Source organism: Pantoea sp. X-Soil-TKNS-1207, from assembly GCF_059730485.1.
In genome coordinates, this window is sequence record NZ_AP035959.1 from 190,022 (window position 1) to 204,955 (window position 14,934).

The 14,934-nt window shown below is 55.7% G+C and carries 10 protein-coding genes; 6 read left to right on the plus strand and 4 right to left on the minus strand.

Going from position 1 to position 14,934, the window contains the following annotated elements:
* Positions 1 to 131 precede the first annotated feature (131 nt).
* Entirely contained in the window at positions 132 to 1,541 is a 1,410-nt protein-coding gene (locus tag AC6I8V_RS21090) for a 6-phospho-beta-glucosidase (protein ID WP_497846425.1), read from the plus strand.
* Here AC6I8V_RS21090 and AC6I8V_RS21095 read toward each other — a convergent pair.
* Entirely contained in the window at positions 1,538 to 3,637 is a 2,100-nt protein-coding gene (locus AC6I8V_RS21095; protein WP_497846426.1) for an FUSC family protein, read from the minus strand. The genes AC6I8V_RS21090 and AC6I8V_RS21095 overlap by 4 nt on opposite strands.
* Positions 3,638 to 4,236: 599 nt before the next feature.
* Positions 4,237 to 5,265, minus strand: a complete 1,029-nt coding sequence (locus AC6I8V_RS21100) for an MDR family NADP-dependent oxidoreductase (protein WP_497846428.1) — start codon at positions 5,263 to 5,265, stop codon at positions 4,237 to 4,239.
* 56 nt (positions 5,266 to 5,321) lie between these two features.
* Here AC6I8V_RS21100 and AC6I8V_RS21105 point away from each other — a divergent pair, with 56 nt between their 5' ends.
* From AC6I8V_RS21105 to AC6I8V_RS21115, 3 genes are all read left to right on the plus strand, one after another.
* Complete coding sequence (locus AC6I8V_RS21105) at positions 5,322 to 5,945, plus strand: TetR/AcrR family transcriptional regulator (protein ID WP_497846430.1); 624 nt, start codon at positions 5,322 to 5,324, stop codon at positions 5,943 to 5,945.
* A 166-nt stretch (positions 5,946 to 6,111) separates the two neighbouring features.
* Positions 6,112 to 8,223, plus strand: coding sequence for a TonB-dependent receptor (locus AC6I8V_RS21110; RefSeq protein WP_497846431.1), 2,112 nt, complete (start codon positions 6,112 to 6,114; stop codon positions 8,221 to 8,223).
* 14 nt (positions 8,224 to 8,237) lie between these two features.
* Positions 8,238 to 9,257 (plus strand): ABC transporter substrate-binding protein, encoded by a 1,020-nt coding sequence (locus AC6I8V_RS21115; RefSeq protein ID WP_497846432.1) that lies wholly within the window; start codon positions 8,238 to 8,240, stop codon positions 9,255 to 9,257.
* A gap of 40 nt (positions 9,258 to 9,297) precedes the next feature.
* Here AC6I8V_RS21115 and AC6I8V_RS21120 read toward each other — a convergent pair whose 3' ends face one another.
* Positions 9,298 to 9,837: a cysteine hydrolase family protein gene (locus AC6I8V_RS21120; RefSeq protein WP_497846433.1), complete on the minus strand. Its 540-nt coding sequence runs from the start codon at positions 9,835 to 9,837 to the stop codon at positions 9,298 to 9,300.
* 256 nt (positions 9,838 to 10,093) lie between these two features.
* Complete coding sequence (locus AC6I8V_RS21125) at positions 10,094 to 10,996, minus strand: MurR/RpiR family transcriptional regulator (protein WP_497846434.1); 903 nt, start codon at positions 10,994 to 10,996, stop codon at positions 10,094 to 10,096.
* A 429-nt stretch (positions 10,997 to 11,425) separates the two neighbouring features.
* Here AC6I8V_RS21125 and AC6I8V_RS21130 point away from each other — a divergent pair, with 429 nt between their 5' ends.
* On the plus strand, positions 11,426 to 13,549 hold the full coding sequence (locus AC6I8V_RS21130; RefSeq protein WP_497846435.1) for a TonB-dependent siderophore receptor: 2,124 nt from the start codon (positions 11,426 to 11,428) through the stop codon (positions 13,547 to 13,549).
* 46 nt (positions 13,550 to 13,595) lie between these two features.
* The gene (locus AC6I8V_RS21135; protein WP_497846436.1) at positions 13,596 to 14,702 is read left to right on the plus strand and encodes an ABC transporter substrate-binding protein; all 1,107 of its coding nucleotides are present in this window, start codon (positions 13,596 to 13,598) and stop codon (positions 14,700 to 14,702) included.
* Positions 14,703 to 14,934: the final 232 nt, after the last annotated feature.

The following is a 14,934-nucleotide window of genomic DNA, read 5'->3' on the forward strand; positions in this document are numbered from 1 at the left end:
ACCGTCCATCAGCAGATAATAATTACCGCCGCCATGAGTGACGTTGTCACTTATGCGGCGGATGACTCGCCCGATTTTACCTCTCCAGGACTCAGTTTTATCCAACCTGTAACCTCATGGAGTGTTGCCCTATGAAAAACAAGATCAAGATTGTCACCATTGGCGGAGGGTCGAGCTATACCCCGGAATTGATTGAAGGCCTTATTCAGCGGCGGGATCAGCTGCCGATTGCCGAACTCTGGCTGGTGGATATCGCGGCTGGCGCGGAGAAAATGGAGATTGTCGGCAATATGGCGCGCCGTATGATCGCCGCCGCAAAACTTGACTGGCAGGTGCATCTGACTCCCGATCGCCGTGCCGCGTTGCAGGATGCCGATTACGTCACCACCCAGTTCCGCGTCGGGCTGCTGGATGCGCGCCTGAAAGATGAGGCGATCCCGCTGGCCAATGGCCTGCTTGGTCAGGAGACCAACGGCGCGGGCGGTATCTTTAAAGCCTTGCGCACCATTCCGGTGATCCTCGACATCATCAACGATATGCGCGAGCTGTGCCCGAACGCCTGGCTGGTGGATTTCACCAATCCCGCTGGCATGGTCACCGAAGCGGCGATCAAATATGGGCAATGGGAAAAAACCGTCGGGCTGTGCAACGTTCCTTTCGGCCATATCACCCAGGCGTGCGAGGTACTGGGGCTGCCGGAGTCGGAGCTGTTCTTCAAATTTGCCGGGTTGAACCATTTCCACTGGCATCGCGTGTGGGATAGCCACGGCAACGAACGCACCGCCGAGTTGATTGAGAAAATTTATGCGCCGGAACATCGCGCGCAGAGCGACGAAGGGCTGAAGAATATCCATCAGATCCCGTTCCATTACGAACAGGTCAAACATCTCGGTCTGCTGCCGTGCGGCTATCACCGTTATTACTATTTGCAGGAGCCGATGCTGGCACATGCGGTTGACGAATTTGCCCGCTATGAGACCCGCGCGGAAGTGGTGAAGAAAACTGAACGGCGGTTGTTCGAGCTGTATCGGGACGTCAATCTTAACTACAAACCGGAAGAACTGAGCCAGCGTGGCGGGGCACACTACAGCGATGCCGCCTGCGATTTGATCGCGTCGATTCACAACAACAGCGGCAAGCTGATGGTGGTTTCGACACGCAATAATGGCGCGATTGCCGATCTGCCGTTCGACTGCATTGTTGAAGTGACGGCGGCGATCACCGCGCATGGACCGGAACCGCTGCGCTGGGGAGCGTTACCTCCGGCGGCGCGCGGCATGATCCAGCTGATGAAAGGCATGGAAGAGACGGTGATTGCCGCCGCCGTGAGCGGCGACTATGGCGCCGCGCTGCACGCCTTTACCCTCAATCCGCTGATTCCGGCGGGCGATACCGCCATCAGGGTGCTGGATGAGCTGCTGGTCGCCCACAAAGCGTATCTGCCAAAGTTTGCTGCTAAAATCGCCGAAATCGAACGAACTAAACCCGAAGTGGCGACCTTTGTCGATGCGTTGCTGGCGGATCGCGCTGAGCACGCTTAGCGTGTCGGCATCCGATAATTTTGCTGCTGCATCATCTCTGCCTGGCGCGGCGTCAGCACCGGCCACGCCTGTTGCGGGAACAGATACAGCCGGACGCTGAACAGATGGAAAAGCGGGGTGAGCAGGCTTTCATCCCGCTTCGCCAGGCGTTCCAGCATCAGCAGCAGCAAATCCAGCTCGTCCAGCAGGTCCGGGTGGGGCGGCGTCTGCAACGATTTCAGGCGCCGTTTGAGAAACAAACCCAGCTCATGGAACATCTGGCCGCTATCGAGGTGATATTTTGCCAGCAGCTCCTGATGGCGCGCGTAGTAATCAAAACTGTTCACCCCCAGCCATACCTCGGCCAGCAACATGCCCGCCGACGCCATATCGGGCTGCGGATCGAGGCGCAGACGGGGCAGCACCACATTCACCTTATCCAGCATCACACCGATAAAACGCTGTCGTCCCAGCAGCGACGAACCATTGCGCTCAAGTTCTTTGATAAAACGCAGCAGCTCGCGCAACCCGATACGCACCGCGCGGCGTGCCGTCCACGAAGGGCGTTTATTACGCATGATGGCGGTGATGATCACCGCAAACAGCACCCCGGTCATTGAGGCGATGGCAGCGTTAACCAGCGCCACCAGGTCCGGCATCAGATGATGGCCCAGACCAATAAAGCCGGGGATCTGTATCGCCACGCTCAGGCCAATCATATTGGTGGCCGGGCGGGCAATCATCAGCCCCAGCAGGATCAACCCCGGCGCCAGGCAGATAATCAAGGCCTCAAACGAGGTGGCCTGCGGCAGCAGGATCGCCACGTAGATCACGCTGATAAAGATGGCGACAATCACCCCGCGAATAAAAGGCTTCATTGAGGTGACGGGGGTATCCAGCGCGGCAAAAAACGAGCTGAGGATAGCGGCCATCACCGGCGCGGAAGCGCCATCGCGCCAGCCGGTGGCGATCCACAGCAGGCAGGAACCAAAGGTGGCGCAGAACGCGGTGAGCGCCGATAGCCTGATCAGGCCCTTATCATAAAAACGGTGCGTACGTTTGCCGCGCGCCAGCGTGGTGTCGCCGGAAAGGTCGCTGACTAAACCGCTGACGCTTTGATAGGCCGCCGCAATGCGCACAAAATCCGCCAGCCGCTCCAGCAGGCCGGTCAGCAACAGCCAGGTTTCGGTGGGAAGTTCCCCGTCGTGCCACGCCGCGTTGAGCTGCGCCTGACAGCCGCTCAGTTGCTGTTGAATGCCGCTGGTGTCGCCAACCGCTTCGCCATCATGCAGCCATTGCAAAAACTGGCGAAACGTCTGCGCGACATTTTCCGGAAAGGGGATTTGCAGCGCCGACAACCGTTGCAGGCGCAGTTCAATTGCCGTCAGGGTTGGGATCAGATAGGAGAGGTGCTGGTACTGCACGCTGACCAGACGGATCAGCCGTCGCGCGGCATTGCCTTCGTAAACGCAGTGGGTTATCAGGACTTCAACCTGCTGCGGATTGGTCGCCATGCGGATCAAAATGTCGTCACGCTCAGGCGACTTATCACCAGGGATGCCGGAGAGCAGGTCGCTGCACAGTTTGCGCGCGTTCAGATACCACTGGCTGACGCTCTGCTCCAGCAGGCTGCGCATCGATACCGGAAACAGCAAACCGTGCACCAGGCTGCTGCACACGATGCCGAGAGTGATCTCTTCAATGCGCGACAACACCGTATTGGTGATCGACAGCGGGGTGGTGACTTCCGGGAACCCCATAATCGCCGCACTGTAACCGGCCAGCATAAAGACGTAGCTTTTGGGCGTACGGTCGTGCAGCGACAGATATAAACAGACGCTAACCCACAGAGAGACGCACAGGCTGAACAGCACCGGGTACTCAACGGTGGAGGGGAAGATAATAAAGATAAACACCCCGCCCAGCAGCGTGCCAAGCAGACGGAACACCGATTTGGAGATGGTGGACGCGGAATAGAGCTGGGACGAAACAAACACCGTGGTGAGTGCCCAGGCGGGTTTATCCAGGTTGAGTTCCAGGGCGAAGTACAATGCCAGAAAGGCAGCCAGACAGGTTTTTACAGCAAAAAAAACGGCGTTTTTTGAAAACCACTGCATGACAGTAATGAGACCAGGAGGCGCTAAGTGCGGCGTATCCTGCCAGAATAAAAAAACGGCTCACCCCGATAAATACGACAAATTGTTTCGTAATCAAAAAAGATGTTCTTAAGGCGTTATCAATGTGGGGATAATTATTAAGATTTTCTTATGCAGATCGCCGATGCAAATCCACCGGCGTAAACGGCGCCGCTCTGCGTCACAGCAGCGGGATAGTGAGCAGAGCGAAATAAGATTATCCTTATGAAATATAATATCTTTTAAGATTGATTCTCATCGACTAACGGCTGCGGCAGGCCATCCCGACAGGCCAATAACCGGCAGATATTTCAGCGCCCGCAGCGGCTAACCCTGACGATTGTGCTGCTATTTCGCTCATGTTTCCGCTTTTGTCCTGTTTTCCCGCAACCCTGTTATCAGCCTGATAAATGTGATCTGGATCAAATTATGCCCAATATCGCCAACCCGGAGGTTGCCACCATAAAATTATTTCGCGCTGGCTGCGTCGTTTTCAGGCGGCAAAGAAATGCTGACAGGGCAGGATGCGTTGCGCCAGCAAAATACCGGGGCCGGACCCCTTAGTCCGGCGTTCGCGGGGTTTAAACTTCGACAATCACCACACCGCGCGCCCGGCCTGAACAGGCATCGGCCAGCGCCTGGGGCGCGGATTCCAGCCCTTTATAGCTTGTGGAGGGAAACGTCAGGCTGGACCAGCCCGGTTGTTGCAGGCGGCTGAGCCATTCACTGAAGACTTCCGGGTTGTCATCGGCACTGTAGCCGCGCAGGGTCACGCCTTTGACGATTAGCGCAAAGCTGTCAATTTCGACCGGCGCGTATTTGGTGGATTTGTTGCGGGCGAGTTCAGCCGAGAGCGCGCCCAGCAGCACGTATCTTGCCCCTTCGCTGGCCTGGGAAACCGCCGCCTCCAGCTGTTCACCGCCGACAATATCGACAAACAGGTCGATGCCATTGGGCGCGCAGCGACGCAGCTGATCGCCGAATGGCTTATCCCCGCGCACAATCACCTGATCGTAACCCAGCACCTGCTGCATCCATTGCGCTTTGTCCTGCGATCCCGTGCTGCCGATGACCTGCGTGGCCCCCAGCTGGCGGGCAATTTGTCCTGCCATCGAGCCGATGGCCCCGGCTCCGCTGGAGACGAAAGCCACATCCCCTGGGCGAACCTGGATGGCGCGGGTGAGGGCGGCGTAAGCGGTCCAGCCGTGGCCCAGGATGGCGGCGGGATCGGCCGGTTCACGACCCAGCGGCGTACACTGATGCTGGCTGACGACGGCGCATTCGCGCCAGCCATAAGGGTGCAGCACGTAGTCGCCCGGTTGCAGCGGGCTGTCTGTCGGGGCAAACACCACTTCGCCAATCGCCGCATCGGCCAGTGTGTCGCCGATATTCAGCGCTGGAAACGGAATACCTTTCACGTTAGCGGCGTCTTCACTCATCATCAGCCGGGTGGAGATCGAGACGCGTAACCAGCGATTGCGCACCAGCACGTCATTTTCGCCACAGGCTTTGAGCTGACCAGGCTGAATAGCAAAGTTTTCCGGCTGCGGCATACCACTGGAACGGCTGGCAAGACGGATTTCACGATAGCGATGAATATCACCTAACATATTGTTATTACTCCATATATGGCTTAGGGTAGTTATTATCTGCCGGAGAAATTGATTTGAAAACTCGTGTTCCTGAACCCCAACGCGCGATGCGCAAAGCACCGCGCCAGCAGCGCTCACGCGTGATGGTTGACCTGATTCTGCAAGCGGCGACTCGCGTATTAACCCTGGGCGGCTGGGCCAGATTTACCACCAATGAGGTGGCGCGCATTGCGGGCGTCAGCGTGGGATCGCTGTATCAATATTTCCCGAATAAGCTGGCGCTGGCGGAAGCGATCCGACGACAACATCTGGACGCTATTCTCGGCGTACTGGCGGCTGCGCGGTCGCTGGACGATGCCGGGCCGGTGGCCGCGCGGGTGGAAAAACTTATTGATGGGGTGATCGCGGCGCATCTGGTTAATCCTAACCTGCATCGGGTGCTGCTGGACGAGGTACCGCTCACCGGGCGGGCCGCCCATGACGAGTTTGAGCGTTGCTACGAGGATTATTATTACGCTTTTGCCGCGCAAACTCTGGGCGCGACATCGCCGCGTGCGCGGATTGCTGGCCGGATGATTGCCGCGACGCTGGAAGGCGTCGTGCATGACGCTGCCCGACGCGGCGATCTGTCATCACCGGAAATTCGCCGTGAATTACAACACCTGATATGCGCTTATTTAATGCACGCGGTGAATTAATAAATTTCTAACATTCGCTCAGATATTTTCACTAATAAGCTATCTGCCCGCCGCTGATTGGTTTTTTGTTATTTACCGATATATACTCCTTTACATATCGATAATAATAACCTTACAAAACAATACCATAAAGCAATCTTCTTTAAAGCGAGTCAATGGCCTGGTAATGAAAATTAATGCGCGTATCACCCCTGCTATCAGCGTAATTAGCCTGAGCGTACTGATAGCAATAAATGCTTATGCCGTGGAACAACCTAATCTGACGGTGACAGCAACCCCGAATCAGCCCCCTTCATCGGTGGATAAAAAAGCCACCTTAGGCAATTTAGGCAGCCAGGAAATCCGTAATACCCCCTGGTCGGTACAGACCGTCTCCCCGACGCTAATGAAAAGCCAGCAGTTGAAAAGCATCAGCGACATCTATCGCTATATGCCTTCGGTGCAGGGCGATGGCGCCCGCCCGCAGACGCGCGGGATGCAGGGCAGCGTGGTGCAGAACAGCATGATCGATGGCCTGAACGTGGTCTCCACCACCGATTACGCAGCGGAGCAGTTTGATCATCTGGACGTGCTGAATGGCCTGGCGGGTTCGCTGTATGGACCGGCCAACCCCGCCGGATTGTTTAACTTCGTAAGCAAACGTCCGACCGATACGCCGCAACATAGCATCACCGTCGGGGCCGGCACCGGACTCAGCCATCAGCTGGCAGGCGATTTCAGCGGCCCGCTGGATGATAACGATCGGCTGCGTTATCGGCTCAATCTGCTGGACGACGAAGGCGACGGCTATGTGAAAGGCAGCAAAGTGCGCCGTCAACTGGTCAGTCTGGCGCTGGACGCCAACCTTAGCGATCGTACGGTGCTGGAGACCAACTTCAGCTATTACCATTACTACGACAAAGGGTTGCCGGGTAAATTTGCCCTTGGCAGCGGCCTGACCTTCCCGGCGGCGCCCGATCCCAAAACGGTGCATCTTGGCCAGTCGTATGCCGGGGATGATAACCATACCCTGACGGCAGGCGTGCATCTGAAACACGATTTTGACGGCAACTGGCAGGGCGAAATCGGGGTGCTGCGTCAGATTGCCGATCGCGAATCGACGGCGGTCACCAATACCTTTACCGATAATAAAGGGCATTACACCACCACCACCTCATCGGCCACCGCCAGCCGGTTCACCATCAACAGCTATATGGCGAATCTGAATGGCGAAGTGGATACCGGCTGGATCCATCATCAGATCTCCACCGGGGTGCGCGGTTTTGTCTGGAAGAATATGAACCCGCTGGCAGGGACCACCTCGACGCTGGGCAGCGCCTCGCTCGATAATCCGCAGGCGTTTGCCGAGCCGGATTACCCGGACTTTACCCAACGTTATCACTCGGCCACCGCGACGCAACATGCGTTCTTACTCAGCGATAATCTGGCGTTTTCCCCGCAGTGGAGCCTGTTGCTGGCCGGGAGCGAAAGCCTGCTGAGTTCCGCCAACTACGATAAAACCGGCAGCCGCAGCAGTGAGTCATCCAACAGCGGCTTCAGCGGCTCCGCCAGCCTGATGTACAAGCCGATCGATCCGCTGACGCTGTATGTCAGCTACGCCGACAGCCTGCAACAGGGGGATACCGCGCCCGCCACGGCCAACAACGCCGGTAATATCCTCGCGCCGTATCGCAGCCGCCAGGTTGAGGTGGGCAGCAAACTGGCCGTGAATAAATTGCTGCTGACCGCCGCGCTGTTTCAGATCAAACGCCCGTTTGCCTATACCACCGCCAGCGGTGATTACGCCATTGATGGCGAACAGCGCAACCGGGGCATTGAGTTGATGGCGGACGGCGATGTGACGGATCGTCTGCATGTTTACGGCGGCATGACCTGGCTGGATCCCCGGCTGCTCGATACCGCCAGCAAACAAACTGATGATAAGCAGATCGTCGGCTTGGCGCGCTACGTCGCCAGCCTGTTTGCGGCTTATGACCTGCCGATGCTGAGCGGCACCGATATTCACGGTGGCGTTCATTATGTTGGCCGTCGCAGCACCGATAACCAGAACGACGGCTGGGTCAGCGGATATACCACGCTGGATGCCGGGGCCGCCTGGCGCACCCGCCTGTTCAGCACCGCCACGACCTTCCGTCTCGATGTGACTAACCTGACCAATCGTCACTACTGGACCAATATTGTGCCGGGTGGACTGAATGGCTACAGCGGCGCAGGTTACGCCAGCGCCTCGCTGGGTGCGCCGCGTATGGTGCAGGTTTCAATGCAACTTAACTTCTGACCGGGAAAGCACCGATGTTAAAACCGTTTTGCAGCTTAGTGCGCGCGCTGCCGTTGCTGCTGCTCAGCACCACGGCGCTGGCGCAAACCGTGACCGACGATGGTGGCAATCGCGTTGAGATTACCCATGCGGTAAACAACGTGGCGGATGCCTGGTATGCCCATCACTCGCTGCTAATGACGCTGGGCGCGGGCGACCGTATTGTCGCCACCGTCAATCATCCGGCGGATCAGCCGTGGATGTTTAAGGTGCAGCCTTCGCTGCATCAGGCGCTACAGGCACATGGCAAAACCTTCGCCAGTGAAGCGCTGGTGGCGCGCCATGTCGATGCCATTTTTGTTCCGGCGCACGATCCGGATGCGCAGTCATACCGCATGGCGGGCATTCCGGTGCTGGAGATGCAGTTTGATGATTTTGACTCGATGAAACGTTCGCTCAACACCACGGCGCAGGTGATAGGCACTGCCGAGGCGCAAACGCGCGCGCGGGATTACAACCGTTATCTGGATCAGCAAATCGCCAGCATCGGTGCCAAAACCCACGGGCTGAGCGCCAGCCAGCGTCCGCGCGTGTTGCATATTCAGTCGCTGCATCCGCTGAAGGTCGATGGGCGTAACACCCTGATTGACACCTGGATCACCCTGGCGGGGGGACGTAATGTGGCGGCGGAGATTGATGGCAATATGAAGCCGATCTCACCGGAGGAGGTGATTCGCTGGAACCCGGATGTGATTATTATTGGCGCCGGGGCGGGAACGCTGGCGGCATCGGATTACGCCGCGTTGTTTAACAGCGTCACGGCGGTTAAACAACATCGCGTCTGGCAGAATCCGGCAGGCGTGTTTCCGTGGGACCGCTATGGCACCGAGGTCGCGTTACAGATTCAGTGGGCCGCCAGTAAGCTGCACCCGGCGCTGTTTCCGGGGCTGGATATGATCGCCGCAACCCGCCGTTTTTATCGCCAGTTTTATCACTACCCATTAACCGCGGCAGAGGCCGAACGGATTCTACAGGCGCTGCCGCCTGCGGCCTGATGGCCTGTCAGAGGGCAAACGCCCTCTGACAGCGACCGGCTTAAAACGCCCAGTTTTGCGCGGTGGAGAGTGAAACAAAAGGACCGGCCAGGGTGAGATTATGATGGCTGATGATGTTATCCGCGCTCAGCGCCTGATTATCCACCGTGCTGTGCGCATCGGAAATTAACACCACGGAAAACCCCAAATCCGCCGCCGCACGGCAGGTGGTATCCACGCAAATCTCGGTTTTCATCCCGGCAATCACCAGCTGCGCAATATTTTTCTGGCGCAGATGCTGTAGCAACGTCGTGTCTCTGAAACAGTTGGGATAGCGTTTAATAAATACCACGTCATTATCCGCATCAACATTCAGTTCCGGGATGAGCTGCGTCAGTGGGCTTTGTTCGCTAAAAGGCGAGCCATCAGGCCCGGTATGGCGTGCGAAGAACACCGGTGTGTCGGTGTTTCTGGCGTTATCAATCAGGATATTGATATTGGATAAGATAGCGCTGGCTGCGAACGGGGTTTGCGGCCCGTGAAACAGTCCCTGCTGCATATCAATAATCAGAAGTGCTTTGCTGCCTGCTACTGAACGCATCGTGTGTCTCCATTCATGCCATCGCTGAACGGAGAACCTTTCCCCGTCCATGCTGGCGGGGCTGAGATTCTGTTTGCTTAGGTGTTAGCCACAGAAACACGCCCGCCGCCGCCAAAAGCGGTGGTGGTGGTTGCTGTGAATGTCGCCATAAATACAAACATCATCTTTCTCTCGGGTAAGTCAGGAATAACGAACCTAACACAGCCGTTGCGAAAAAAGTATATGAATTTTATTCACTTAATTAACACTGCGGCAATCAGCTGCTTTTCTTTCCCGCGCGTGACAGGGCGTTCGACAATTCATACAACCGATTGATGCTGTTCAGCGTAAGGACCGGCGCGGAGGCGGACAGCCCCAGCACCAGAATTTCCAGGCAGATTAGCGGAGTGGCATGAACCGGCATCAGTTCCGATGTGGCGCTACGGGGAATTTCAATGATCTGGTCGGCATGTTCGGCAAAAACCGTCCCGGCAGTGGCGGTGAGCAGGATGATGCGGATACCGAGCCGTCTGGCTTCGCTGACCGTGGTCATCCCTTCAGGATGCGCGCTTTTTTGCGCCAGCATCACCAGCACATCGCCCTGGCGCATATGGTGCAGCTGCTCACTCAGCGCGATGCCGGTGCGGTTCAGCACATAGGCCGGGATACCGTTGCGGTTAAACAGGCGTGAGGCATAGTCGGCCATGATGGCGGACGCGCCGATGCCAAAAATCGCGACCCGGTTGGCGGCGCGCATCAGCGCCACTGAATCGGTAATCGCTACGCGGTTTGCGGGGCTGTCCAGCATATCGCAGCTGGTCCGATAGCTTTGCAACACAAAATCGATGCTGGCGCCGGTATCCTGCGCCATTTTCTTCACCGTATTGACCATCTTACCCGGTGAACGCGGCGTGATTCCCAGATAGCCAGCCAGCACGCTTTTCAGATCGCGCAAGCCGCTAAATCCCAGCGCCTGGATCGTTCTGATCACCGTGGCATCGGAGGTTTGGGTCTCGGCCGCAATGCTCAGCGCCGTCTTCTCCAGCACCATGCCACGGTTATCGTTGATATATTGCGCCACACGCAATAATCCCGCCGACAGATGGGGTTTGACGGCGCGGAAGCGCTCGCCGTAAAGATCGTGTTTTTGCAGATTAACGTTAGAGGATGATGGCTTCACGTTTTCAGATACCACAGTAGAAAATTAACCGCATATTGCGTATGGATTCAACAGAGGCGATAAGGTCTCAGGCATAAGTTTTTCGTCTATTAACCTTAAGATTACCTTAATTTTTCTTTTCATTTCGGATAGAAACGGCGTTTATATTGACCAAATAAGATTTCATTTTTGAGATGTAGTAAATCAACGAAATCCGTTAAATAACAAAATGGGCTACTACATATTTTATGTAACATGATGAATTTAAATGAGAAAACTCACTACATATTATTTTTGTTGCGGCAAAGTAAAATAAGAAAAACCCCCACTACTGGCGCGAGTAATAGAAAAAAATAAGGTTAAATATTTTAAAAATTATTGAAAATGAAAATTAATCTCATTATCATTCCCGCCTCACTATTATTCTGTTTCTGATGCGGATTTAATCAAATGAAGTATCTTTTGCCTTTTTCACCAGTGCGTAATAATAAAATCTCTGGATCTCAGCTTCTATTTTTGTCTACTTTTCTGGCCTGTCACGGCGTTTCAGCCGCAGACAATACGCTGACCGTTACCGCCAGCCAGGATGCATCAACCGGGAGCTATAACCAGGAAGACGCCGCCGCAACGCTGCGCACCAATACTCCGCGCAATGAGACGCCTCAGTCCATCAGCGTAGTGACGCCACAGGTGATTCAGGATTACCAGGTCACCAGCCTTAACGATGCGGTGAAATTTGTCAGCGGTGTGACCCAGGGAAATACCCTCGGTGGCACCGAAGATGGCTTTGTGAAGCGTGGCTTTGGCTCCAATACCGACGGCTCAATTTTTATCGACGGCGTGCGCAGCAACCAGGGTCTGACCATGGATGCCAGCATCGACCACGTCGAAGTGCTGAAGGGATCCTCTTCGCTGCTGTATGGCATCCTCAACCCAGGCGGCATCATTAACCTGGTGAGCAAAAAGCCGCAGTACGAGTGGAACACCCATCTGAGTGGCGTCTCCAGCAGCTACGGCGGTGGCACCGGCACAGTCGATATCACCGGTCCGCTGGGCAACGGCTTTGCATTCCGTATGGTGGCAGAGCGTCAGCGCGAAGATTACTGGCGCAACTTTGGCGTTAACGAACATACGCTGCTGGCGCCGTCGCTGAGCTGGTATGGCGAACGCAGCTCGTTCAACATCAGCTACGTGGAATATAAATACGACGTTCCTTATGACCGTGGCACCGCCTTTATCGATGGCAAGCCGGTGGATATCCCCTACGAGCGACGTCTTGATGACAGCGCCAACCATGCGTGGGGCAAAAACAAACGCCTGAACGTCAGCTATGGCTACACCATCAACGACACCTGGGACACGCACCTGAACTACGGCTGGATGCAGCGTCGTTACGACAGCAACGAAGTGCGCGCCACCGCGATTGATACCACCACCGGCATTGTCTCGCGCCGTGCCGACGCCAACCGTGGCTTCAATCATCAGACCACCTATACCTCATGGGACGTCAGCGGCTCTCCGGTGATTGGCGGTATGCAGCATGATCTCCTGCTGGGTGTCGATTACGAGCAGAATGAAACCTACAAGGCTTACTCGTATCGCGGCAAAGTGTCGAACAGCTTCAACATGTATGATCCGGTTTATGGCGAGGAGCCGGTGGTGAATGACAGCACCTACAGCGACTCGATCAGTAATCTCAGAACCAACCTCTATAGTCGTTCTGTGTTTGCCAAAGACAGCATCCATCTGACGGACAAATGGATCGCCGTGCTGGGCGGACGTTTCCAGCGTTACACCCAGACTTCCAGCAACGGATTCATCAATCCCGAAACCACGCTTAACGATCGGGGTAACGCCTTCCTGCCGCAGATGGGCGTGGTGTATAAGGCCACACCGGATATTTCGCTGTACGCCAGCTACAGCAAATCCTTTACCCCATCGACCGAAACCGACGATGACGGCAATGTCGCCTCGACGGAGAAGGGCACCACCTATGAAGTGGGCAGCAAATGGCAGGTATCACCGGCGCTGAGCGCAACGCTGGCGTTGTACCGTATTGATGAAAAGGACATGTCGATCTTTATCAACGGCGTGACGCGTAATATCCCGGCGGCCCGTTCTACCGGGGCGGAGATTGAGGTGAACGGCGCCATCGCCCCTGACTGGGATCTGACGGCGAACTACAGCTACGATAAAACCGAAATTGTTGAAGACAACGTCAACTCATCCAATATCGGCAACCGTCTGGTCAATGCGCCAACCAATATGGGCAGCCTGTATCTCAGCCATACGCTGCGCTTCTCGTGGTTGCCGGGTGAATTACGCCTTGGCGGCGGCGGCCGTTATGTTGGCACCCGTGCCGGCGACCCGGAAAACAGCTTTATCATGCCGGCCTACACCGTGGCCGATGCGTTTATTGCCTGGGATAGCCAGTTAGTCGGCAAGCATACCCAGCTGAAGCTGAACGTGAAAAACCTGTTTAACCGTGAATACTACGAATCAAGTGCCGGCAACCTGCGCGTTATCGAGGGTGAACCGCGCGTGATGTACCTTGAGGCGTCTGTCGATTTTTAACTGCTCACCCTGCCAGCCTCTGGCAGAGTTTTTTTAGGGACTTATCATGAGAAAAATCGTCATTCTGATGAGTTTGCTGACGCTGGCATTTGGCCTTCAGGCGCGGACGTTGACCGACAGCCTGCAACGTCAGGTTACGGTGCCAGATAATCCGCAGCGCATCGTGATTGGTGAAAGCCGCATGATCTACACGCTGGCGCTGGTGGAAGAGGGCAATCCGACCAAACGCGTCGTGGGCTGGCCTGCCGATCTGCAACAACTCGATAGCCAGACCTGGCAGCGCTATATCGCCGCCTACCCGCAGATCAAAAACATTCCAATAATTGGCCAATCCAATTACTCGCAACTCAACGCCGAAAAGATTATCGCGCTGCGACCCGATCTGGTGATCCTGCCGGTCTACGCCAAAAAGCCCCCCAACAGTGAGCTATTGCTCCAGCAACTGACCGCCACCGGTATCCCGGTGCTGTTTCTCGATTTTCGCGTTGAACAACTGAAAAATACCGTCACCAGTTTACGTACGCTGGGGACGGCGCTGAACGATCAGCCCAAAGCGGAGAAATTTATCGCGTTTTATCAGCAGCATATGGATCTGATCAAACAGCGCCTGCTGACCGCCAGGCCTCACCAGCCGCGCGTGATGTTGCAGTTGCATCTCGGCAGGAAAGCCGAATGCTGTACTACCGTGGCGCACGGCAATCTCGCGGACCTGATCGCCTATGCAGGCGGTGATAATATCGCGGCGGAGAAGTTTCCCAGCGTATTTGGGCAGATGAACCCGGAAGCGGTGATCGCCGCCGATCCTGATATTTTTCTCGCCACCGGCATGGCGGGACCGGATGAACCGCGCTTTCTGCAACTGGGGCCGTCGGTCAATGCGGCGTCGGCAAAGCGCACTTTCCTGACGGCGTTGGGCAGCGACAGCACGGTGTCGTCATTACGCGCGGTGCGTGAGCAGCACGCCTACGCTTTCTGGCAAAATTTTTACATGAGCCCGTGGCACCTGCTGGCAGTTGAATATTTCGCCAAAACGTTTCACCCGGCGCTGTTCAGCGATGTCGACCCGGATAAAACGCTACAGGAAATGAACCAGCAATTTTTAAGCGTGAAAGAGACCGGCACTTACTGGACCAACAATTCCGCGACAAAATAAAATAACAAGCTTTATCAAGCTGTTCCCTTTACATTTCTCTACAATCGATAAATTAACCCGTGGGCGGGGAGTTCTCCCCTCCCACGGTTAAGTTTGAGCCGCGTCACATCTGGATCTTTTTAATCGCTATTTCCTGCTGAGAATAACCCCTGATAAAGAAAAGGATTTCTTAAGGTTAACTTAATGTTGGGATGTTCATTAGCTGACAACACCAGATAATATCTGGCGTTGT

Excerpts from the sequence above, each read along its gene's own strand:
- AC6I8V_RS21135 (WP_497846436.1), top strand. The coding sequence starts at position 13,596 with ATGAGAAAAATCGTCATTCTGATGAGTTTGCTGACGCTGGCATTTGGC.
- AC6I8V_RS21090 (WP_497846425.1), top strand. The coding sequence starts at position 132 with ATGAAAAACAAGATCAAGATTGTCACCATTGGCGGAGGGTCGAGCTAT.
- AC6I8V_RS21100 (WP_497846428.1), bottom strand. The coding sequence starts at position 5,265 with ATGTTAGGTGATATTCATCGCTATCGTGAAATCCGTCTTGCCAGCCGT.
- AC6I8V_RS21120 (WP_497846433.1), bottom strand. The coding sequence starts at position 9,837 with ATGCGTTCAGTAGCAGGCAGCAAAGCACTTCTGATTATTGATATGCAG.
- AC6I8V_RS21130 (WP_497846435.1), top strand. The coding sequence starts at position 11,426 with ATGAAGTATCTTTTGCCTTTTTCACCAGTGCGTAATAATAAAATCTCT.
- AC6I8V_RS21095 (WP_497846426.1), bottom strand. The coding sequence starts at position 3,637 with ATGCAGTGGTTTTCAAAAAACGCCGTTTTTTTTGCTGTAAAAACCTGT.
- AC6I8V_RS21110 (WP_497846431.1), top strand. The coding sequence starts at position 6,112 with ATGAAAATTAATGCGCGTATCACCCCTGCTATCAGCGTAATTAGCCTG.
- AC6I8V_RS21115 (WP_497846432.1), top strand. The coding sequence starts at position 8,238 with ATGTTAAAACCGTTTTGCAGCTTAGTGCGCGCGCTGCCGTTGCTGCTG.